The organism is Nocardia sp. NBC_01499 (assembly GCF_045040275.1).
Classification (GTDB): Bacteria; Actinomycetota; Actinomycetes; order Mycobacteriales; family Mycobacteriaceae; genus Nocardia.
In genome coordinates, this window is record NZ_CP109426.1 from 5,013,892 (window position 1) to 5,036,451 (window position 22,560).

Consider the following 22,560-nt stretch of genomic DNA (forward strand, 5'->3'; position numbering starts at 1 on the left):
GCGCAACCGTTCCCCCGAACAACCTGGCGAGTCGGCAGTCGTGACTGCTCATGCTCATAGATGCACCGAAGGAGATGGCGTGGAGTTCGACGTCACCATCGAGATCCCCAAGGGCTCTCGGAACAAGTACGAGGTCGATCACGAGACCGGACGGGTCCGGCTCGATCGGCACCTCTACACGTCCATGGTCTACCCCGCCGACTACGGCTACATCGAGAACACCCTCGGCGAGGACGGTGACCCGCTCGACGCGCTGGTCCTGCTGCCCGAGTCGGTGTTCCCCGGCTGCCTCATCGAGGTGCGCCCGGTGGCGATGTACAAGATGGTCGACGAGGCGGGCGGCGACGACAAGGTGCTGTGCGTGCCAGCGGGCGACCCGCGCTGGGAGCACATCCAGGACCTGAAGGATGTCCCCGAGTTCGAGCTGGCCGCGATCAAGCACTTCTTCGAGCGCTACAAGGATCTCGAGCCTGGCAAGTTCGTCAAGGGCTCGGAGTGGGTCGGCCGCGCCGACGCCGAGGCCGAGGTCGAGGCCTCGATCCAGCGGCTGAAGGACAACGGCGGCCACTGAACCGGCCGCGGGCGAAAAGCGGGAAGTCCTTCGGGCTTCCCGCTTTTCGTGTCTACTCCGGGCCGTTGTCGCGGTCACGCCGCTGCTTGCGTTCGGCGATCACCTGGTCGAGGTGCTCACGCAGCAGCGCGAGGATCGGCGCCTCCACCTCGCTGTTGAGCCGTTCGTGGGCGAAGTGCGCGTCCTCCATCAGCGCGAAAGCCTCTGCCGCCGAACGGTATACGCAATACGCCTGATGGGTCCGGCCGACCGCCTGCAGGATGAGCCCGTGCATCACCAGCACGCGGGCCCGCGACAGCGGCCCGATCGCGCGGTTGAGCATCCGGATGGCCGCATCGGCGATCGGCTCGGCCGCCACCAGATCCCCTGCCATCATGTGCACGTGCGCCAGCCGGGCCAGCGCCCAGCCTTCCCGCAGTTCCACCCCGCTGAGCCGAGCCAGCTGGACCGACTCGCGGCACAGCTCGACCGCGTGCGCGTGGTCGCCCTGATAACCGCGACTCGCGCCGAGCTCGTGGGTCGCCATCGCCTCAAGCGCGGCATTGCCGACCTTGGCGGCCAGGGTCTTCGCCTCGGTCGCCCGCTCCTGGGCGTCGGCGTATCGCCCCGCGTCGGACAGGGTTTTGGCCATGTGCACCAGGCTGGCGCATTCGACCGCGGGATCCTCGACGCGGCGCGCCAGCCGGATCGCGCGTTCGGCGTGCGCGATCGAGGCGGCCGTCTCGGTGCCCATCCTGGTCGAGGAGGCGAGCAGCTGCCCGGCGAACGCGGTGAGCCGCACATCACTGGCCGAGGTCGGTGGCAGGGACAGCGCGATGCGCACGTGATCGCGGCCTTCGCGCAGTGTGCCGAGCGAGTAGCTGTAGATGGTGCCAAGCGTCACCCTGATCCGGCATTCGACGCGTCGGTCGCCTGCCCGCAACGCCGCGTCGAGCAGTTTGTTCAGCGACCGCGACAGCTCCTGACAGTGCGGGCCGCCGTCGATCAATTCCGCGGTGGCCCAAGCGATATCGGCGGCGAGCGCGAGCGAGGGACCACCGACCCGCGCGACCTGCTCATAGAGTGAGATCAGGTTCGGTCGCTCGATATCCAACCAGTACTGCGCGGCGATGCTGTCCGGGAAGGACAGTCCGGCGGCCGAGGTCGGCGCCAGATGTTCGGGTAGTCGCGAGCCCGGATTGCACACCACCATCAGGCTTTTCATGGTGGCCAGCGAGAAGTCGAGCAGGCGGACCAGCGCACCGGACACCGGTTCGGTGACATCGGGGCCGAGGTGCAGTTCGCGCGCGAACAAGCGCGGTAGGTCGTGATAGGTGTAGCGCCCGGACGCGCTGGTCTCCATCAGGTTCAGATCGACAAGGGACTCACAGAGTTCCTCGACGAGCATCCGATCCGAGCCGAGGATCGCGGCCGCGCCGTCCAGCGAGATCTCCGCGACCTCCGGTATGGCCAACGTCCGAAAGGCCCTGGCCTGAGCGCAATCGAGCTGGTCGTAGCTGAGCCGGAACGCCGCCTCGACCGCGAGGTCGCCGCTGCGCAGGGTGCCGAGCCGCTGTTTCTCGTCCGCCAGCCGCTCGGCGAGGCTGCTGATGGTCCAGCTCGGCCTGGCCGCCAATCGCGCACCGACGATCCGGACGGCCAGCGGTAGCCCGCCGCACGCGGCGAGCACGCTGTCCACCGCGGCGGGCTCGGCGGCGACCCGCCGCAAACCCGCGATCCCGGCGAGCAGCGTGCGCGCCTCGCCGCGGGCGAGCACATCGAGCCGCACCCCGAGAACGCCGACAACGCACGGCAATTCGGGCATCGATGAGCGGCTGGTGATCAACACCGCCGAGCCGGGCGTGCCGGGGATCAGCGCGGCGACCTGGTCGATATCGCGCGCGTTGTCCAGCACGATGAGCACCCGCTTGCCGTCGAGGAAGCTGCGGAACTGGGCCGAGCGCTCGGCGAGCGTCGGCGCGATCTCCCCCTCCGGAATGCCGAGCGCGCGCAGGAAATCGCCGAGTGTGTCCGCGGCCGGGGTGCCCGACCGCCCGGCCGGGCCGCGGGCCTGCGCGAAGCCGTGCAGATCGACATGCAGCTGACCGTCGGGGAATTGGTCGCGCACGCGATGGCCGACGTGCACCGCGAGCGCGCTCTTGCCGATCCCGCCCATGCCGCCGATCACGCACACCGGCACCGCGAAACCGTCTGCGCGGGTGAGCCATTCGCTGATCTTGCGGATCGTGTCGGTGCGGCCGGTGAAGTCGACGACATCGGCGGGCAGCTGGGCGACCCGGCCTACCATGCGGCGCGGCGGTCGCACGATGACCGCCGCGTTATCGGTATCGCGTTGTGGCGCACGCAGATCCGCCCGCAGGATGCGCTGGTGCAGTTCGGCGAGCTGCTGGCCAGGTTCGATGCCGAGCCGTTCGATGAGCACCTTGCGGGTGTCGGCGTACACCGCGAGCGCCTCGGCCTGCCTGCCTGCGTGGTACAGCGCGGTCATCAGCAGGCCGCGGATCTGCTCGCGCATCGGGTGCTCGCCGCACAGCGGCGTCAGCTCGGCGATCACCTCCGGATAGCGCCCGAGGCGCAGATCGAGCTCGATGCGCTGTTCCAGCAGCGCGACCCGCCGTTCGATCAGCTGGGTGCGCTGCCGATCCGCGAAGGGACCGGGCAGCCCGGCCAGCGGCGTGCCCGACCACAGCCGCAGCGCGGCGTCGAGCCGTTCGCGGACCAGCTCGACCGCGTGCGACGGCTCGGTGCCGACCCGGTCCGGATGGACCTCGAGCAACATGTCCTCGACCATCTCCACGTCGACCGCACCGGGGGCAAGCCGCAGCGCGTAACCGCCGCCGAAGCCGACGAGCACCGTGGCGGGCGTGCCTGGCGCGCGCTCCGGCTCCAGTGCCCGGCGCAGGTGCAGGATGTGGTTGCGCAGCGCGCCGATCGCGCTCGGCGTCGGATGCTCGCCCCAGACGCCGTCGATGAGTTCCGGCACCGTCGCCGAACGTCCGCTGCGCAGCAACAACGCCGCCAGCAAGGCTCGGCGCTGTTTGGAGCCAAGATCGAGCTCCAGCTCATCGCGCCACGCACGCACCTCGCCGAGTACAGCGAACTTCAGCATTCGGTCCTCTCTCTGACCGTCGAACGTTCACCTTTGAACGTAGACAATCGTCCGACGTCTTCGGCAACCGTGCGGTAGTGAAGTCACCGATGAGCCACTGTGGATCTGGCGTCATCGTTCAGACATCCAACCAATGCTTTCATGAGTTTTTCCTGACGAACAACTGATCCGGGGCTGATATGCGCCCCGGATCGCGTTTCGGCAGGTCGGATCGGTAGCGGATGTACAGATTCCGGCCACCTCACATTCGCACGCACTCCCCGTGGTAGCCACCGGATCTCGGCGAAGTGCCGCCGGATGGTGGTGCTAGCACGACCAGGCGACCCCAGCTGGCGATACCCGGCATTCGGGTGCGCGTGGCATGGGCGCGCGGCCCGCTGATTCCTAGGCTCGAAAACGTCGGGGACGCACCAATGCCTTCCGGCTCCAACAGGAGGAAATCACTGCTCATGAACCCATTTCGGCGCAACTCCGGTAAGGCCGTACTTTCGGCCGTTGTGGTCGGCGCGGCGCTCGCCGCGTCGGCGTGTAGCGGTGCGACGTCGGTGGGTAAGCAGGACGATTCGGCGAAGACGCCACCCGCCGTCGCCGCCGCGATGGATACCGTGGTGCGCAGCGGATTTCCGGGCGTGCAGGTGGTGATCGACGGACCCGGCGGGCATCACACCTTCACCGCTGGCGTCGGCGACCTGAACACCCGCGCACCGTTCCCGGATGACGCGCGCGTCCGAATCGGCAGCAACACAAAGACATTCGTCTCGACGGTGGTTCTGCAGCTGGTCGCGGAGGGCAAGGTCGAGCTGGACGCGCCGATCGAGCGCTACCTGCCCGGCGTGGTGCAGGGCAATGGCAACGACGGCAACCGGATCACGGTGCGCCAGATCCTGCAGCACACCAGCGGCATTCCGGACTACCTCGGCCACGGCTCGAGCGAGGGCATCAAGCGAGACCGTTCCGAACAGCTGAACCCGGACGACGAGGCCCTCCGGTGGCAGCACTTCGAGATGGCCGAGCTGGTCCGCATCGCGATGACGGCGCCGCCGAACTTCGAACCCGGCGCGAAAGCGGTCTACACCAACACCAACTACCTGGTGGCTGGTCTGCTGATCGAGCGGGTGACCGGCCATCCGGCCGCCGACGAGATCACCCGGCGGATCATCGAACCGCTCGGCCTGCGCGACACCTACGTGCCCGCCGCCCGAGAGACGACCATCCGTGGCTCGCACGCCGAGGGCTATCACGTAGTGGGCGGCAAGCAAGTCGATTTCACCGACCTCGACCCGTCCTGGGGCGGCACTGCGGGCGATATGGTCGCCACCGCGACCGACCTCAACCGGTTCTTCATCGCGCTGCTCGCCGGAAAGCTGTTGCCGCAAGCACAATTGGCCGAGATGCAGCGCACGGTGCCGTTCGACCGCATGCCCGGCGCCGAGTACGGACTCGCCCTCATCCACCGGACCACGCCGTGCGGCAAACAGGTGTGGGGCCACGGCGGCAGCATTCCCGGCTTCGAGACGCGCAACGGCGTGACGGCCGACGGCACCGCGGTGACCGTCACCGTGAACCAGCTGCCGACCACCGAGGAGACCGCGAACGCGGTCGAAGGCGTGCTCGATGCCGCCCTGTGTGCCTCGTGATCGGCCAGACCATTCAGCTCTGCCGCTCCGATACCGGTTGCGGCCGAACGACTTCCGAGGAGCATCAGTGAAACGCACAAAGGGCCTGACAGCCGTCTTGGCCGCCGTCACCGGCCTGGTTGCCTGTGCCGGTCTGATCGGCTGCGCCGGACCCGAGGCCGAGGCACAGCCGGAAACCCCCGCGCCGGACCGCTTTTACAGCCAGCGGCTCGACTGGAAGGCCTGCGGCGATACCAGGTTGGACGAGGCGAAGGCGCAGTGCGCCGACGTCACCGTGCCGCTCAATTACGCTGAGCCGCAGGGCCCTACCCTCACGGTGGCGATCTCGCGGATCGCGGCCACCGATCCGGCGCAGAAGCACGGCGTCATGCTGTCCAACTCCGGCGGGCCCGGCGGCGCGGGCCTGGACTTCATGGTGGACGTCGGCAAGGCGATGACCCCCGATGTGCGTGCTCGCTACGACCTGATCGGCATGGATCCGCGCGGCGTCGGGCGGTCTTCCCCGGTGCGGTGCCATTGGCCGATCGGTATCGGGCTGCAGTCGGCGGGGGTCGACGCGGCGAGCTTCGCGGAATCGGTGGCGACGCAAGCGGATCTGGCCGCGCGCTGTGCGGCGACGGAAGCGGCCCGACTGCCCTACATCACCACCCGCAACACCGCGCGGGACATGGACGTGATCCGCGGTATCTTCGGCGTCGACCGGATCAGCTACTACGGCACCTCGTACGGCACCTACCTCGGCGCGGTGTTCACCCAGATGTTCCCCGAGCGCAGCGACCGAATCGTGCTGGACAGCGCGGCCGATCCGGACAACTACGGGACGGTCGGCATGATGCAGGCGATGGGTCCGGCCAACGAGGCCGCACTCGACCTGTGGGCGGATTGGGTCGCGGCGCGCGACGGCGAGTATCACTTCGGCACCAGCCGGGCCCAGGTCCGCGGCGCCGTGCAGGAGCTGATCCGGCGGTCGGCGGACAAGCCGATCCGGCTGGGCGAGTACACGATCGACGATCACTGGCTGCCGCTGGTGTTGTTCGTCGGGCTGGACAGCCCCGACCAGTACGAGATGCTGGCCGGTCAGATCCGCACCATCGCCGATGCCGCCGACGGCAAGCCCGTCCAGCTCGACGAGAAGCTGGACACCACCCTCGGGTTCGCGTTGCGGGCACGGCCGGAAGACAATTCGTCCCAAATGGCCATCCTGTGCGGCGACGTCGCCGCGCCGCGGGATCCGGGATTCTATCTGCGCAACATTGAGGCGGCCAGGCCGACGCAACCGGTGTTCGGCCCGTTCACCAACAACATCACGCCGTGTGCGTTCTGGGCTCCACCCGCCGAACCGGCTACGGCAGTGCGCAATTCGGTGCCGAGCCTGATCGTGCAGTCCACCGGTGACACCAGGACCGCCTACGCGGGTGCGGTCGCGATGCACAACGACCTGAGCGCCTCCCGCATGGTCACCCTGCGAGATGTGCCGATCCACTGGATCTTCGGGCGCTACCAGAACGCGTGCACCTACTCGGCGGTGAACACCTACTTCCGCGACGGCACCCTGCCCGCCGCCGACGTCACCTGCGACAAGGACTGACCCTGAACGCGTAACGCCCTGAACCCCAACCGGTTCGGGGCTTTACGCGTTCAGGTAGGCCAGTACGGCAAGCACCCTGCGGTGGCCGACCTCCTCGGTGGACAGCCCGAGTTTGGCGAAGATGCTCCGAATGTGTTTGTGCACAGCGCCTTCGGTGACGACTAAGCGCTCGGCGATGGTGCCGTTGTTGTGCCCCTCTGCCATCAGCGCGAGCACCTCGCGCTCGCGGGCGGTCAGCGCGGCAAGGGGGTCATCGGACTTTCGCCGCACCAGCAGTTGCGAGATCACCTCGGGGTCCATGGCGGTGCCACCCGCGGCGACCCGGCGCAACGAATCGAGGAAGCGATCGACCTTGCCGACCCGTTCCTTGAGCAGATAGCCGACCCCGCCCGCGCCGTCGCCGAGCAGTTCGGCGGCATAGCTGTCCTCCACCCAGGACGACAGCACCAGCACCGGCAGGCCGGGATGCAGCTTGCGGGCGCTGACCGCCGCGCGCAGGCCGTCGTCGGTGAACGTCGGCGGCAACCGGATATCGACGACCACCGCGTCCGGCCGATCCTCGGCCACCGCGGCGAGGAAATCGTCGGCGTTGTCCACGGCGGCGACCACCTCGATGCCCGCGGTGCTCAGCAACAGCACCAGACCCTCCCGCAGGAGGGCGTCGTCCTCGGCGATCATGACCCGCACGGCAACTCCACCCGCAACACAGTAGGGCCACCGGGCGGACTGGTCAGCACCATGCTGCCGTCGAGCGCCTCGGCCCTGCGCCGGATGCCGGCCAGACCGCCGCCGTAGGTCTCGACGGCACCGCCGACGCCGTCATCGCTGATCTCGATCCGCAGCAGCTCGGGCGGACCGCCGAGCATCAGGGAAATACCTTCGGCGCCAGAATGTTTGGTGGCATTGGTGAGCGCCTCGGTGATGACGAAGTAGGCCGCCGCCTCGACCGCGGCCGGCCGCCTGCCCACCTCGCTCGAGTCGAGCACACACGGGATCGGACTACGCGCGGCGATCGCCGAGATCGCGCTCGCCAGCCCACGATCGGAGAGCACCGGCGGATACACGTTGCGCACCACGTCACGCAGTTCGGCGAGCGCGGCCGTCGCGGTGTCCTGCGCCTTACGGACCAGGCCCTGCGCCGCCTCTGGATCCTGTTCGCGCAGCTGGTCGGCCAGGCCGAGCTGCATGATCACGGCCGCGATCCTGGCCTGTGCGCCGTCGTGCAGGTCGCGCTCGATCCGGCGCAGCTCGGCACCGTGCGCGTCGAGCGCGGCGGCCCTGGTCGCGGTCAGCGCGGCGACCCGGTCCGCCAGCACGACGCCCTCGCCGGGTCCGAGTAGGGCGCTGGCAAGCAGCGCCTGCCAGCGCGCCACGACCGGAATCTGCAGCGCCACGAGCCCGACGGGGAACGCGATGAGGAAGGCGACCCCCGCCGTCGGCCACGAGTCGACCTCGAATCCGTAACTGGTCAGCTCCCCAGGGGGAACGTGCTGCCAAATCGCCGGGGTCGCCAGCTGAACGAGCGTGCTGATGGGCAACGCGACGGCGAAGAGCGCGACAAACATTCCGGTCACCGTCTGCGCGACCATCCAGGCGAAGTCGCGGCGATTGGCCGGATCGGTGAACACCGTCGCAAGCCGCTGCCAAAGCCCACCCGTGATGGGCTGATAGACCTCGACGATCGGCTCGCCGAGTTTCCTCGCGGCCCTGCGTCGTTCGAACGACAACAGCGGCCGGACCACCCGGACCGCATCCGGCAAGGCGGGTATCCCGACACCGATCAGGCAGAATCCGGCGACGATCAGCAGGCCGATCACCGCGAACATCGCGAGCACCGACGTCACACCGCCGACCACCAGGTACCCGATCGCACCTGGCAGTCGCCACAATCGGTCACGCGTCGCGCGCAGGGCAACCATCACCCTGGTCATGCTGTCAGAGCTTGGCGCGGCGGCTGCCGCGCGGTCGCCACCGTGCCCGAGGCCCTCATCGCCCCGAGCACGGTGGGACCGGTCTCGGTCACGCCGAGCCGGAACCGTCCGACGATCTACCGGCGACGCCGTCCCGATGACCCCGGGCACTGCCGTTCACCGGTGGACTCACCGCCTCGCCGCCGCCGAGCAGCAGCCCGGCCTGATCGACAACGCGTCCCTCGGTGTCGATCGCCGACTCCGACTCGGCGGCCGCCGCCGCAGCCGCCTGGATGCCGCCGACCATTCGCAACGGCACCTCCCGCCAGAACAGCACGAGGATCAGCGCGAGCAACGCGATACCGGTCGCCGACAGGAACACCGTCGACATGGATTCCGCGAAGCCGACCTTGAACGGACGGGCCAGATCCGGGCTCAGCTGCTGGATGACCGAGCTGTCCTTCAGCACCTGACCGGCGGCCGAAGTGTCCTGCGCGAGCAAGCCTTTCGCCAATGCGGCATCGGCCGGGTTGCTACTCTGCGCGCCCTCGACCACCGCGTGCTGGAACTGCGGATCGGTTGCCGCACTGCGCATCTCATCGGAGATGTTCGGGGTCAACTGCGAGAACAGGATGGAAAGGAACACCGCGACACCGAGCGTGCCGCCGATCTGCCGAAAGAAGGTCGCGGCCGCGGTGGACACGCCCATGTCCTTGGGCGGCAACGCGTTCTGCAGCGCCAGCGTGAGCGGCTGCATCAGGTTGCCGAGGCCGAATCCGGTGCACGCCATGAAGATCATCGCGAGCCACAAGGGGGTATCGGCGGTCAGGAAGTGCAGCAGGAACAGGCCGAGCGTCAGCATTGTCGCGCCGATGATGGTGAAGCTGCGGTAGCGGCCGGTCCGCGAGATCAGCTGGCCGGACACGATGGAACCGGTCATCAGGCCGAGCACCATGGGCAGCATCTGCAGACCCGCCAGCGTCGGCGAGGCCCCGCGCACCACCTGCAAATACTGCGGCAGCAGCGAGATGCCGCCGAACATGCCGGCACCGACCACGAACGAGATCACCACGCCGAGCGCGAAGGTCTTGTTCTTGAAGATCCGCAGCGGGATCAGCGCGGCATCGCGCAGCGCCTTCTCAACCAGCACGAAGCCGATGATGCCGAGCACACCGATCACGTAGCAGGCGATGGAACGGCCACTGGCCCAACCCCATTCGCGGCCCTGCTCGGCGACGATGAGCAGCGGCACCATGCCGACCGCGAGGACGAACACGCCCCACCAGTCAACCCGGTCGGTGGAATGCGGCCGCTTCGGCAGCTTCAGCACCCGGTACACCACCGCGAGCGCGATCAGGCCGATCGGCACGTTCACCAGGAACACCCAGCGCCAGCCGCTGACCCCGAGGATCGTGTCCTGCCCGGCGAGCACGCCGCCGAGAACGGGGCCGATCACGCTCGAGGTACCGAACACCGCGAGGAAGTAACCCTGGTACTTGGCGCGTTCGCGCGGCCCGACGATATCGCCGAGGATGGTCAGCGCCAGCGACATCAGCCCGCCAGCGCCGATGCCCTGCACGGCGCGGAACGCCGCAAGCTCATACATCGACTGCGAGATCGTGCACAGCAGCGAGCCGACGATGAAGATCGCGATCGCGAGCATGAAGAACTGCTTGCGGCCGAACATGTCAGACAACTTGCCGTACAGCGGCGTCGCCAGCGTCGCGGTGATCAGGTAGGCGGTGGTCGCCCACGCCTGCAAGGAGTAGCCGTTGAGGTCGTCGGCGATGGTGCGGATCGCGGTGGACACGATCGTCTGATCCAACGCCGCGAGCAGCATCCCGAGCATCAAGCCGCTCAAGATCACCAGGATTTGGCGATGGGTGAATGCCGGTGGCGCCTGCACCTTCTCCGCCGTCGTCACGACCGCGCCTCGCTGCCGCTCGGTTCCGTAGTGCCGACAGCGGCTGTGTGTTTGGTTCGCTCGCGTAGCTCGCTCACGTATCGTTCTCCGTCCCACTAAAGGTCTGATCCCAATTGCGGCGCATCGCTGCGATCATCTCGGGTCTGGTGCGCTCGAAGTCGTCGACGAACCGCAGGAGCAGCTCGGCGAAGTCGGCCCGGGATTGCGGCGCCCAATCGGCCATCACCCGGGTCAGGTTCTCGTTTCGACGCCTGCGGATCTCTTCGGCGACGGCACGGCCACGATCGGTGACGACGAGCACGGTGGCCCGGCCGTCCGCCGGGTCGGCCTGCCGCTCGACCAATTGCTTGCCGACCAGCTGAGCCACCTGACGGCTGACCGTCGACGCGTCCGAGTGCAACGCGCCGGCCAGTGCGCCCGACCGCATCGGCCCGTCATTGCACAGCCGAATCAGCGCGCCGAATGCGGCGGGATCGAGTCCGTCCTTGGTCCACGTGCTGATCTGGGCCGCAGTGCGGTCGCGGATCCGCTGCAATCGGGTGAGCTGCATCGCGATCGTGTCGATCGTTTGCTCGTCCAAACCCTATACCTTTGCTTGCATCAATCAATTAGTTGCGCGATGCAAGTATGCGGACGAGCTTGCCACTGGGGCAAGCGATATACAGAGCTTTACTTGCCCTTGAACTCCGGTGCCCGCTTCTCGAACACCGCTTGGAGCGCCTCGGCGAGGTCTTGCGACGGCAGGAACGCGGCGTTCCACGCGGACACGTAGCGCAGCCCCGCGGCCACCTCGTCCTTGTTCCGCTGATCCAGCACGTCCTTCACACCCTGCACCACCAGCGGCGGGTTCGTGGCGATTTCGCGTGCGGTGGCGTGTGCCGCGTCCAGTACCGCGTCCTGATCGGCGAAAACATCGTTGACCAGGCCGATCTTTTCCGCCCGCGCCGCGTCGATGTCCTTGGCGGTGTAGGCGAGCTCGCGCAGGTGACCCTCGCCGATGATGGCGGGCAGCCGGTGCAGTGAGCCGATGTCGGCGACGATGGCGACCTTCGCCTCGCGCAGGCTGAACTTCGCGTCCGCGCTCGCGTAGCGGATGTCGGCGGCGGCGATCAGGTCGAGCCCGCCGCCGATGCACCAGCCGGAGATCGCGGCGACCACCGGCTTGCGGCTGTCCGCCACCGCGGTCACCGCCGCCTGCATCTTGCGGACCTCGATCAGGAACTCGGTGCGCGGCGCGGCCTGCGCCTTGTCGGCCATCAGCGGGCCGAACGTGCCGCTCATCGCGGGCAGATCGAGGCCGTAGGAGAAGTGCTTGCCCGAACCGGTGAGCACGATCGCGCGCACCTCGGGATCGGCGTCGAGCGCCTGGAAGATCTCCGGCAGTTCACGCCAGAAATCCGGGCCCATCGCGTTGCCCTTGCCTGGACCCGTCAGCGTCACCTGCGCGACGTGATCCTTCGTTTCTACGGTAAAAGCCTGCCAGTCAGTCATTCTTACAGCGTATCGAGCAAGTGACAGACCGAAACTCTGCATCCGGAAATCGGCGGTAAACACCAGGTGGTGCCGTCGAAGCACACTCAGCCACCACAGCGCGAGTTTTGCGAGCGCCGTTCGTGGCCCGTCTCGCGTCCGAGTGGTCGAAGCGCATGCGCCGAAGGCGCGAGTCTCGACCGCTCGGACGCGAGACACCCGGGGCCACGAACACGCCGCGGCCACGCGGCCAACAACACATGTAAACCCTGCGCAAAATCGGTGCGGCGCACTAGGTCCCACCTCGCTGTTGAGCGGATCATGGAGGCGAGTCAGCAAACCTCAATCACCTATTTGGAGGCCATCATGCTGATGCATCAAGGAATCGGCCTCGACCGGTTCAACGAAATCTCCCGGGCCCGTGCGATACACGCGCTCTTCTCCTGTTGTTGCAATGTCACCTGGGCCGCCAAGCTCGCCGATGCCAGGCCCTATCCGGATCGGGACGCCCTGCTGGCCAAGGCCGATGTCGAGTTGCTCGCGCTGTCCCAGCGGGATCTCGATGCGGCGCTCGAAGTAGTTGTGCACGAACATGTCTCGGGCGGCAGCGTGACCGAGCTCGCGCGGATCACGCGTGCGCGTATAGCGCTGATGCTCGGACCGAGCGAGGGGTATCCGGAATACTGACGCATTCACGAAGTAGCCCGGCGCACCATCCGCAATCGCTCTACTCTGGTGGCATGCGCAGGTCGACATTGCCACCGATCGCCTGCCGAGTCGCGGACACCCTCATCGCCCGAGGCCATCACGGTGTCATCGTGACCCAGCCGGCACCAACCCCCACCGTCGCCGATGCCGCGCGAACGCTCGGCGTCGAGGTGGGCGCCATCACCAGCGCGCTGGTGTTCCTGTTGGACGAGGATCCGGTGCTGCTGCTGGTTTCCGGCGCGCACGAGGTAGATCTAGAGTCCACCGGAAAGCGCCTGGAGGGAACGCTCACCCGGGCACCGGTCGACATGGTGCGCGAGGTGACCGGACAACCGATCGGCGGCGTCGCACCGGTAGGCCACCCCACCAACCTCCCCACCTGGGTAGACACCGCCCTGTCCCAGCACCGCGAGGTATGGGCCGCAGGCGGCCACCCGAACACCGTGTTCCGCACCTCTTTTCACGAACTGGTCCGCATCACCGCAGGCCTCCCCATAGATATCGACTGACTGCCAGTTCCGTGCCAGCTGATCTTTTGCCCACTGATCTCGCCAGCACATGGGTAACTCACCGGGCACGGGCCAACTCCCCCACCCCAATCCCGCCGGTCGCCAACGCCACCCTCCCCGCACCTAGATCTGGCCTGAATACCCGGAGAGGCGGGGGAGCGTAGTTTTGGACGGGTGACCGAAGCAGAACGGCCCGCCACGGATTTCCAGATCCCCGACGATCTGAGCGGGATCACCGCCGAGCAGTTCCGCGCCTCGATGCGCCACTATCCCGCTGGCGTCACCGTCGTCACGCTGAATTCACCGAAGGGTCCGATCGGTTTCACCGCGACCTCCTTCGCGTCCCTGTCGCTGGCGCCGCCGCTCGTCTCCTTCAATATCGCGCACACCTCGTCCAGCCTCACCGCGCTGCTCGACGCCGACTCCGTCGTCATCCATTTCCTCGGCGAACACCAGCACGAACTGGCCCAGCGCTTCGCCCGCACCGCCGAGGACCGCTTCACCGACCGCTCCCTGTGGACCACCCTCGACACCGGCGAACCGGTCCTGCACGGCACCCCCATCTGGCTCCGCGCCACCATCCACCAACTGATCCCCCTCGGCGACCACACTCTCGTCGTCGGCCTGGTAACCCGAGTCCACGACAACACCAACGAATCCCCCTCCGCCGCCCCCCTCCTCTACTACAACGGCCGCTACCACCGTCCAACCAAACTCGGCGACTGAAAGTACGCGGCCGCTAGCCGACGAGGCAGGGGGCGGCGCCGGTGGGGGCCTGCGAGGTGAAGGGGCGGGTTTCGGGGGCGGGGTTCCAGAGGCCCTGGGTGGTGGCGTAGTTCCAGGATGGGCCGGTGTGCACGAGGGTGGCGATGGCTTGGATGAGACGGTCCACGTCGGCGGGGGTGGTGCCGAGGCCGACGCTGGCGCGCAGGGCTCCGTCGAGGTCGAGGCGGGCGAGCAGCGGGTGGGCGCAGAAGCGGCCGTCGCGGACGCCGATGCCGTGCTCGGCGGAGAGGTAGGCGGCGACGTGGCCGGGGACGAAACCGTCCAGGGTGAAGGCGACGATGCCGACGGTGTCGGGGGCGTCGGTCCAGATGCGCAGCAGGTTGACGCCGGGGATGGCGGCGAGGCCGTCGCGCAGCCGGTCGGCGAGCTGATGTTCGTTGGCCGCGAGGGTTTCGGCGTCGATCTCACAGAGGGCATCACAGGCGGCGGCGAGCGCGGCGGCGCCGAGCACGTTGGGCGAACCGCCCTCGTGTCGCTGCGGGGCCGGTGCCCATTCGGCGCCGGTGGTGGTGACCTCGCGGACCGCGCCGCCACCGGCGAGGTAGGGCTCGGCGTTGTCGAGCCAGTCGCGGCGGCCGACGAGCACGCCGGCGCCGAACGGCGCGTACAGCTTGTGGCCGGAGAACGCGAGGTAGTCGATGCCGGTGTCGCGCAGGCTGATTCGCCGGTGCGGCGCGAGCTGTGCGGCATCGACGATGATGCGGGCGCCGCACTGGTGAGCGATGGTGGCAAGGCGTTCGAGCGGCAGCACCTCGCCGGTGACATTGGAGGCGCCGGTCACCGCGAGCAGCGCGGCCGGCTTGCTGCACAGCTCGGCGACCAGCCGTCCGATGGTCTCCTCGACGGTGGCCGCGGCCTGCACAACGCGACGGCCGTGCCTGGTCCACGGCAGGAAGTTGGCGTGATGCTCGATGTCGAGCACCACGGTGTCGCCGGGCACGCAGGACGCGAGCAGGTTCAGCGAGTCGGTGGTGTTGCGGGTGAACACCACCACTTGATCGTCGGCCGCGTCGAGGAACCGGCTCACCGAACCGCGGGCGGCCTCGTAGCACTCGGTGGAGATCCGCGAGGCGTAACCGGCACCGCGGTGCACGCTCGCGTAGAACGGCAGCAGCTGCTGCACCCGGTCGGTGACCTGGGCCAATGCCGGTGCGCTCGCGGCATAGTCGAAGTTGGCGTAGGTGGTCGTCCCGCCCTGAACGAGCGGCACCTGGAGGTCGTCACCGGAAACCCGGGCGAGGGGGGCACAGTTCTGAGCAACCACAGCAGTCATCACGAAAATCCCGTCGACTCTGGGACTCGTCATCAGAAGATTCATCGAGTCCGCGCTTGCCGCACCCGGTCGGGCGTCGGCCTGGTCGTCACCCGGAGCACCCCACCGCGGAGGAGGGTTGCCGACCAGCAAGCCGGGGCTGAACGCTGGTACTCATGACCTGACCCGAGATTGGCAGATCCGCCCCCGAGCTGTCAACTGTTTCTGATCTCCAAGGCCATCGGCGCCGCGTGTCCGGACTGCCGTGTCCGTTCGCTCGGCATTCACCGCGGCTGTCGTCTCCGCGGCCTGATCGATCCGGTCCGAAACGCCCTGAGCTGCAAGATCACCGGGCCGATGAGGGGAATCACATCGGCGCGCACAGCGACCTTCTGGCGAACTCGCCCGGTAACCCGCCCACCAGGCATTGCTTCGGCGCGCCCGACGGAAATCGCCACGACCTGCAACAACCCCGCCCGCGGCCAGGGAACCTGGAACAGCGCCGGTGAACAACAAACGTCGACAACCCCGAGTACCGTGGACAACTGGTCACCGTGGTGTTTGCCCACTGGTAACCCAGCTATGACACAAACAACACCAGGGAAGTGCGAGGCAGGTCGAATGGGAGGTGGGCAGGGCGTCATGCTCCAGCCACAGGTTGATGTGACGGTTGATCCCCTATTACGGACCGCGCACACGCCACCGGCCCGGACCCTCGTCGACATCCTGACCGCGACCGCGCTGACCCATCCCGACGCACCCGCCATCGACGACGGCGACGTGGTGCTCAGCTACCTCGAGCTCGTCGTCGAGATCGAGAAGACCTTGGCCAGGCTCGCCACCGCGGGCGTGCGACCCGGCGACCGGGTCGGCGTGCGGATGCCGTCGGGTTCTCGCCAGCTCTACCTGACCATCCTCGCCGTCCTGTACTCCGGCGCCGCCTATGTGCCGGTCGACGCCGACGACCCGGACGAGCGGGCCCAGCTGGTCTTCGGCGAGGCGCAGGTCACCGCGATCGTGACGGCGGCTGGCATCGCGACCACAGCGGCGGGAATCCGTGCGGCCGAAGACAATCCGGCCGACGCGCGAACCAGCACCCTGCCGACCCCCGCCGACGACGCCTGGATCATCTTCACCTCCGGCTCCACCGGAACGCCGAAAGGTGTTGCGGTGACCCATCGCAACGCCGCCGCGTTCGTTGACGCCGAGGCCAGGCTCTTCCTGCCGGACGCCCCGATCGGCCCAGGCGACCGTGTGCTCGCCGGACTCTCGGTCGCCTTCGACGCCTCCTGCGAGGAAATGTGGCTGGCCTGGCGCAACGGCGCCTGCCTCGTGCCTGCCCCGCGCGACCTGGTCCGCACCGGCGCCGATCTCGGCCCGTGGCTGGTTCGCCGGGAAATCAGCATCGTCTCGACCGTGCCGACACTGGCCGCGACCTGGCCCGCCGAGGCGCTGGACGCGGTCCGGCTGTTGATCTTCGGCGGCGAGGCCGTTCCGCCCGAACTCGCGGAACGTCTTGCCGGCAACGGCGATACGGATCGCGAGGTCTGGAATACCTACGGCCCCACCGAGGCAACAGTGGTCGCCTGCACCGCGCTGCTCGACGGCACGTGGCCCATCCGGATCGGGCTGCCGCTCGACGGCTGGGACCTCGTCGTCATCGACGCGGCCGGAAACCCGGTCGGCGAGGGCGAATCCGGCGAGCTGGTGATCGGCGGCGTCGGCCTGGCCCGCTACCTCGATCCCGCGAAGGACGCCGAGAAGTACGCGCCGCTGCCCTCGGTCGGCTGGGAGCGCGCCTACCGCAGCGGCGACCTGGTCCGCAACGACAGCGCGGGTCTGGTCTTCCTCGGCCGTGCCGACGACCAGATCAAGCTCGGCGGCCGCCGCATCGAACTCGGCGAGATCGACAACGCGCTGCAACACCTGCCAGGCGTCACCGGCGCCGCCGCCGCGATCCGAACGACCAAGGCGGGCAACAAGATCCTGGTCGGCTACCTCACCGGAACCGGCCCCGATTTCGACAGCAAGGCGGCCAGAGCCCAACTCGCCGAACAACTTCCGGCGCCGCTGGTCCCCCGGCTCGCGGTGGTCGACGAACTGCCGACCCGCACCTCGGGCAAGGTCGACCGCAACGCGCTGCCCTGGCCGCTGCCGAACAACACCGATGACGACGACAGCGATCTGACCGGCACCGCGCAATGGGTTGCCGGACTGTGGGATTCGGTGCTCGGCGGCGAGGTCACCGACCTCGACGCCGACTTCTTCGACCTTGGCGGCGGCTCGCTGGCGGCGGCCCAGATGGTCACCGCGCTGCGCGCGCGTTATCCACAGATCACCGTCGCCGACCTCTACGACCACCCCCGCCTCGGCGCACTGGTGGAACTGCTGGAACAGAGCACACCGGCCGTCGCCGTCGAGGAGCGCGTGGTGCGCCCGACACCGCGGCCCGCCCAGTGGGCGCAGGTGCTCGCCACCATTCCACTCACCACACTCACCGGCCTGCAGTGGCTCACCTGGCTTGCCATCGTCGGCAATATCGCGGCCTGGTCCGGCTCGCTGCCGTGGCTGCCGCAGCTGTCCTGGTGGTGGACGCTGGTGGCGTTCCTGCTCTTCATCTCGCCCCCAGGCCGGATGGGGATCTGCGTTGTCGGCGCTCGACTGCTGCTGCGCGGCGTCGAACCCGGTCGATACCCGCGCGGCGGCTCGGTGCACCTGCGGCTGTGGGCCGCGGTGCGCCTGTCCGAGGCGAGCGGTGCCGAAAACCTCTCGGGCGCACCGTGGATGGTGCCGTTCGCGCGTGCGCTCGGCGCCAAGATCGGCAAGGGCGTCGACCTGCACACCCTCCCGCCGGTGACCGGCATGCTCGAACTGGGCGACGGCTGCAGCGTTGAACCCGAGGTCGATCTGTCCGGCTACTGGATCGACGGCGACGTCGTGCACCTCGGCCCGATCGCCATCGGACCGGGTGCGGTGGTCGGCGCCAGATCGATCCTGCTGCCCGGCACCAGAATCGGTAAGAACGCCGAGATCTCGCCGGGCTCCGCGGTATCCGGCAAGGTCAAGGCCGAGCAGGAGTGGGCGGGCTCGCCTGCCGCGAAAATCGGTAAAGCACATCATCGCTGGCCGGGGCACACGCCCGATCGCGCGGCACACTGGGTGGCGATCTTCGGCATCACCTCGATGGCGTTGGCCGCGGTACCCATCCTCGGCATCGGCGCCGGTGGCCTCTTCATCGCCTGGTTCATCCGCGACACCCGCACCCTCGCGGGCGGTTTGGGCCGCGCCTTCGCGATCCTGCCGGTCGCGACGCTGCTCAGCCTCGCGGTGTACGCGGCGATCACCATCATCCTGGTACGACTGCTCAGCTTCCGGTTGCGCGAGGGCTATCACCCGGTGCGCAGCCGGACCGGCTGGCAGGTGTGGTCCACCGAACGACTGCTCGATTCCGCGCGCACCTTCCTGTTCCCGCTGTACGCGAGCCTGCTCACGCCGATCTGGCTGCGCCTGCTCGGCGCGAAGATCGGCCAGGGCGTCGAGGCGTCCACGGTGCTACTGCTGCCCAAGTTCACCACCGTCGCCGACGGCGCGTTCCTGGCCGACGACACCATGATCGCCAGCTACGAACTCGGCGGCGGCTGGCTGCGCATCGGCGAGGCGAAGGTCGGCAAGCGGGCCTTCCTCGGCAACTCGGGCATGACCGCACCGGGTCGTCGGGTGCCGAAAAACGGTCTGGTCGCGGTCCTTTCGGCCGCACCGTCCAAGTCGAAGGCCGGCTCGTCCTGGCTTGGCAGCCCGCCGGTGCGGCTGCGCCGCGCACCGGAAAGCTCGGACACCGCACGCACTTTCGATCCGCCGCCGAAGCTGCGGATCGCGCGCGGCATCGTGGAAACCTGCCGCCTGGTGCCGGTGCTGGTCACCTTCGCCATCGGGCTCGGCGTGCTGTTCACCCTCGCCTGGCTCGCGCAGCACCTCGGCCATTTGGCCACCGCGCTGCTCAGCGGACTGGTGCTGCTGAGCGCGGGCGCGCTGGCCGGTGCGGTGTCGGTGGCCGCGAAGTGGTTGCTGGTCGGCCGGATTCGCACCGAGGAACATCCGCTGTGGAGTTCGTTCGTGTGGCGCAACGAGGTTTCCGACACCTTCGTGGAAACCGTTGCCGCGCCGTGGTTCGCGCGCGCCGCGACGGGTACACCGGTGCTGAACCTGTGGCTGCGCGGACTCGGTGCCAAGATCGGCCGCGGGGTATGGTGCGAGTCCTATTGGCTACCGGAGGCGGACCTGGTGACACTCGGTGACGGCGCGACCGTTGAACGCGGCTGCGTCGTGCAGACCCACCTCTTCCACGATCGCATCATGTCCATGGACACGGTGACCCTCGGCGCGGGTGCCACGCTCGGCCCGCACTGCGTCGCGCTGCCCGCCTCGACCATCGGCGAGGGCGCGACCATCGGCCCCGCCTCGCTGGTCATGCGCGGCGACACCGTTCCCCCGTCGACTCGCTGGTGGGGCAACCCGATCGCGCCCTGGTTCGGAGGCGACCCGGGAGCGGCCCGCTGATGCCGGACAAGTTCTACGAGGCGCCCATCGACGAATACCTGCCGCAGAACGGAAATCGGGGCTACCGGGTATCGCGGTACGAGCTCGACCTCACCTACAAGGTGTCGAGCAACCGGTTGGCCGGCCGCGCCGAGATCACCGCGGTGAGTACCGCTGTGCAGCCGCGCTTCTCGCTCGATCTATCCCAGGCCCTCACCGTGTCGAAGGTGTTCGTCAACGGTGCCAAGGCCGCGAAATACACCCACCAGCGCGGCAAATTGGTGATCACGCCGCAGCAGCGGATTCCGGCGGGCGGGGTGCTCTCGCTGGTCGTCCAGTACGCCGGTGTGCCTCGGCCGGTGCGCGGACCGTGGGGCGCGGTCGGCTGGGAAGAGCTCACCGAGGGCGCGCTGGTTGCCAGCCAGCCGAACGGCGCGGCGTCCTGGTTCCCGTGTGACGATCATCCGAGTTCCAAAGCCAGCTACCGGATTTCGATCACCACCGACAGTCCGTACTACGCGCTGGCCAACGGCACACTGCTGCGCAAGCAGGTCAAGGCGAGCCAGACCACCTGGGTCTACGAGCAGGCCGAACCGATGTCGACCTATCTGGCGACCATCCAGGTCGGGCCGTATCAGAAGCACCGCATCGTCGCACCGGCCAACGCGGTGCCCATGCATGCCGTCGCCCCGGCCAGGCTGCGCGCCAACTTCGACCACGACTTCGCCCGCCAGCCGCAGATGATGGACATCTTCACCGAACGGTTCGGGCCCTATCCGTTCGAGCAGTACACCGTCGTCGTCACCGATGACGAGCTGGAGATCCCGATCGAGGCGCAGGGCATCTCCATCTTCGGCGCCAACCACTGCGACGGCAGGCGCGGCGCGGAACGGCTGGTCGCGCACGAGCTGGCGCACCAGTGGTTCGGCAACAGCCTGACCATCCGGCAGTGGCGCGACATCTGGCTACACGAGGGCTTCGCCTGTTACGCCGAATGGATCTGGTCCGAGGCGGCGGGCGGCCCGACCGCGGACCAGCTCGCGCGTGCGGCCAGGCACAATCTGGCCAGGCAGCCGCAGGACATCGCCGTCGGCGACCCGGGGCCGCAGCACATGTTCGACGATCGGGTCTACAAGCGCGGCGCGCTCACGCTGCACGCGTTGCGCCTCGAGCTCGGCGATCTGGCCTTCTACGATCTGTTGCGGGAGTGGACGATTCGTTATCGCCACGCCTCGGTGAGTACCGAGGAGTTCACCGATCTGGCCGGGCATTACAGCCCGATTCCGCTGCGGCCGCTGTGGGACAGCTGGTTGATCGAGAAGCCGCTGCCGCAGCTTCCGCCTTCGGCGGCGTAGTTCGGTCAGAACACCAGGTATCGCGAGGCGAGTTCTTCGACGAGGGGGTCGTTGTCGGGGACACCGTTGAGTGCTTCGAGGTCGGATTCGACCGAGAGCTGGCGGGGATCATCCTGTTCGGTGTCCGGTGCGCCGTCCTCGGCGAGCTGGCGTAGGAGCTTCGCGCGGACACGGTCCTTCAATGAATCACTCATGGTTGCAGCTTGCCCGGTCGGCGGTCGGTGAACCGCGCTGGCTCGCCGGATCGGGCTAGACCGGGGTGAACCAGGTTCCCCACGGCGTATTGCGCAGCACGGTGTAGATCGCGAGTAGCGCGAAGAAGCTCCACGTCGTCGCGCGGTTGATCGAGGGCAGGCGCACGCGCTGGCCGCGCCAGGCGCGCACGCTCCAGTCACCGACCCACAGCACGAACGCGAGGACCAGCGGAACCGCAAGTACGTTGCTGTGCAACGAATCCAGGACGTGCCCATCGGTCAGGTTGTGCACCGCCCGCATGCCGCCGCAGCCCGGGCACCACCATCCGGTCAGCGCGTAGACCGGGCAGATGCCGTAGGAGCCGTCGACGTGCGGGTCGCGCACGTGCAACAGCACACCGACTCCGATGCCGGCGCCCGCGACCAGCAGCGGCACTGCCGCACCCCGCCAACCGGACCTGGTCGGGTGCGCTGGTTGCTGCTGCGCCGCCGGTTCCGGTGCCACGTGCGTGCTGTCCACAGCACCAACGGTAACTGTGGGCCGCCGGTCACCGCCACAGGATGCGTCCTAGTCGGGTTGGGCGAAGCGCAGGGTGTTGCCGGACGGGTCGGTCAATTCGAGTCCGGGACCGCCCGCGCCGTCCTCGGGTGGCCCCGGCTTGGCGTAGCGGTACTGCTTGCCCGCTAGCTCGGTGTACCACGCCTGGATATCGTCCACGGCGATCCACACGGCGGAGCCCGGTGTGCCGTCACCGTGGTGCTCGCTGAGGTGGAGTTTCGCCGAAGCCCGGGAGAGCTGCGCGTACAGCGGGAAGTCGTCGCCGTATCGGTGTTCCCAGTCGACGGTGAAACCCAGGTAGTCGCAATAGAACTCGTAGGCCTTGGCCACGTCGAACATGCGCAATATCGGGATGGGTGCTGCGAAGCCGATCTCGTCGGAAGCCACGCCGACGATCATCGCACCGGGGTACGACATGATCGAATGTATTTGCTATTTCCGCAGGTAGAGTA

Annotated in this window: 18 protein-coding genes and 1 riboswitch; of the genes, 8 read left to right on the top strand and 10 right to left on the bottom strand. The window is 68.2% G+C overall.

The window, feature by feature from the left end:
• The first annotated feature begins 79 nt into the window (after positions 1-79).
• Positions 80-571 (top strand): inorganic diphosphatase, encoded by a 492-nt coding sequence (locus tag OG203_RS22920; protein ID WP_405167644.1) that lies wholly within the window; start codon positions 80-82, stop codon positions 569-571.
• Between the two features lie 52 nt (positions 572-623).
• Here OG203_RS22920 and OG203_RS22925 read toward each other — a convergent pair whose 3' ends face one another.
• Positions 624-3,680, bottom strand: coding sequence for an AfsR/SARP family transcriptional regulator (locus OG203_RS22925; protein ID WP_405167645.1), 3,057 nt, complete (start codon positions 3,678-3,680; stop codon positions 624-626).
• Between the two features lie 449 nt (positions 3,681-4,129).
• On the opposite strand from OG203_RS22925, the gene OG203_RS22930 reads away from it, so the two are divergent.
• Both OG203_RS22930 and OG203_RS22935 read left to right on the top strand, forming a co-directional pair.
• Positions 4,130-5,317 (top strand): serine hydrolase domain-containing protein, encoded by a 1,188-nt coding sequence (locus OG203_RS22930; protein WP_405167646.1) that lies wholly within the window; start codon positions 4,130-4,132, stop codon positions 5,315-5,317.
• Positions 5,318-5,384: 67 nt separating this feature from the next.
• Positions 5,385-6,905: an alpha/beta fold hydrolase gene (locus tag OG203_RS22935; RefSeq protein WP_405167647.1), complete on the top strand. Its 1,521-nt coding sequence runs from the start codon at positions 5,385-5,387 to the stop codon at positions 6,903-6,905.
• A gap of 42 nt (positions 6,906-6,947) precedes the next feature.
• Here the strand turns inward: OG203_RS22935 and OG203_RS22940 are convergent, their stop codons facing one another.
• From OG203_RS22940 to OG203_RS22960, 5 genes are all read right to left on the bottom strand, one after another.
• Positions 6,948-7,592 carry a response regulator gene (locus OG203_RS22940; protein WP_405167648.1) on the bottom strand — a complete coding sequence of 215 codons (645 nt, stop codon included), beginning with the start codon at positions 7,590-7,592 and terminating at the stop codon, positions 6,948-6,950.
• The gene (locus OG203_RS22945; protein ID WP_405167649.1) at positions 7,580-8,836 is read right to left on the bottom strand and encodes a sensor histidine kinase; all 1,257 of its coding nucleotides are present in this window, start codon (positions 8,834-8,836) and stop codon (positions 7,580-7,582) included. Before OG203_RS22945 ends, OG203_RS22940 begins: the two co-directional genes overlap by 13 nt.
• A gap of 88 nt (positions 8,837-8,924) precedes the next feature.
• Positions 8,925-10,739: an MDR family MFS transporter gene (locus OG203_RS22950; protein ID WP_405167650.1), complete on the bottom strand. Its 1,815-nt coding sequence runs from the start codon at positions 10,737-10,739 to the stop codon at positions 8,925-8,927.
• A 73-nt stretch (positions 10,740-10,812) separates the two neighbouring features.
• Complete coding sequence (locus tag OG203_RS22955; protein ID WP_405167651.1) at positions 10,813-11,319, bottom strand: MarR family winged helix-turn-helix transcriptional regulator; 507 nt, start codon at positions 11,317-11,319, stop codon at positions 10,813-10,815.
• Between the two features lie 89 nt (positions 11,320-11,408).
• A complete protein-coding gene (locus OG203_RS22960) occupies positions 11,409-12,230 on the bottom strand; it encodes a crotonase/enoyl-CoA hydratase family protein (protein WP_405167652.1) in 822 nt (273 codons plus the stop codon).
• A gap of 345 nt (positions 12,231-12,575) precedes the next feature.
• On the opposite strand from OG203_RS22960, the gene OG203_RS22965 reads away from it, so the two are divergent.
• The 3 genes from OG203_RS22965 to OG203_RS22975 all read left to right on the top strand — a co-directional run bounded on the left by OG203_RS22965 (position 12,576) and on the right by OG203_RS22975 (position 14,152).
• Positions 12,576-12,896, top strand: coding sequence for a 2-oxo-4-hydroxy-4-carboxy-5-ureidoimidazoline decarboxylase (locus OG203_RS22965; RefSeq protein ID WP_405167653.1), 321 nt, complete (start codon positions 12,576-12,578; stop codon positions 12,894-12,896).
• A gap of 53 nt (positions 12,897-12,949) precedes the next feature.
• On the top strand, positions 12,950-13,426 hold the full coding sequence (locus OG203_RS22970; RefSeq protein ID WP_405167654.1) for a YbaK/EbsC family protein: 477 nt from the start codon (positions 12,950-12,952) through the stop codon (positions 13,424-13,426).
• Positions 13,427-13,600: 174 nt separating this feature from the next.
• A complete protein-coding gene (locus tag OG203_RS22975) occupies positions 13,601-14,152 on the top strand; it encodes a flavin reductase family protein (protein ID WP_405167655.1) in 552 nt (183 codons plus the stop codon).
• Positions 14,153-14,165: 13 nt separating this feature from the next.
• Here OG203_RS22975 and OG203_RS22980 read toward each other — a convergent pair whose 3' ends face one another.
• Complete coding sequence (locus tag OG203_RS22980; protein ID WP_405167965.1) at positions 14,166-15,485, bottom strand: aminotransferase class V-fold PLP-dependent enzyme; 1,320 nt, start codon at positions 15,483-15,485, stop codon at positions 14,166-14,168.
• A gap of 47 nt (positions 15,486-15,532) precedes the next feature.
• Positions 15,533-15,646, bottom strand: a riboswitch (SAM riboswitch).
• Positions 15,647-16,106: 460 nt separating this feature from the next.
• Here OG203_RS22980 and OG203_RS22985 point away from each other — a divergent pair.
• Together OG203_RS22985 and OG203_RS22990 are read left to right on the top strand one after the other, a co-directional pair.
• Complete coding sequence (locus OG203_RS22985) at positions 16,107-20,021, top strand: Pls/PosA family non-ribosomal peptide synthetase (RefSeq protein WP_405167656.1); 3,915 nt, start codon at positions 16,107-16,109, stop codon at positions 20,019-20,021.
• Positions 20,021-21,355: a M1 family metallopeptidase gene (locus OG203_RS22990; RefSeq protein WP_405167657.1), complete on the top strand. Its 1,335-nt coding sequence runs from the start codon at positions 20,021-20,023 to the stop codon at positions 21,353-21,355. The genes OG203_RS22985 and OG203_RS22990 overlap by 1 nt, the downstream gene beginning before the upstream one ends.
• Positions 21,356-21,360: 5 nt before the next feature.
• Here OG203_RS22990 and OG203_RS22995 read toward each other — a convergent pair whose 3' ends face one another.
• The 3 genes from OG203_RS22995 to OG203_RS23005 are packed head-to-tail and all read right to left on the bottom strand — an operon-like array spanning position 21,361 to position 22,525.
• Positions 21,361-21,549: a hypothetical protein gene (locus tag OG203_RS22995; RefSeq protein ID WP_405167658.1), complete on the bottom strand. Its 189-nt coding sequence runs from the start codon at positions 21,547-21,549 to the stop codon at positions 21,361-21,363.
• 55 nt (positions 21,550-21,604) lie between these two features.
• Positions 21,605-22,069, bottom strand: coding sequence for a DUF2752 domain-containing protein (locus OG203_RS23000; RefSeq protein WP_405167659.1), 465 nt, complete (start codon positions 22,067-22,069; stop codon positions 21,605-21,607).
• 48 nt (positions 22,070-22,117) lie between these two features.
• Positions 22,118-22,525, bottom strand: coding sequence for a glyoxalase superfamily protein (locus OG203_RS23005; RefSeq protein ID WP_405167660.1), 408 nt, complete (start codon positions 22,523-22,525; stop codon positions 22,118-22,120).
• Positions 22,526-22,560 lie beyond the last annotated feature (35 nt).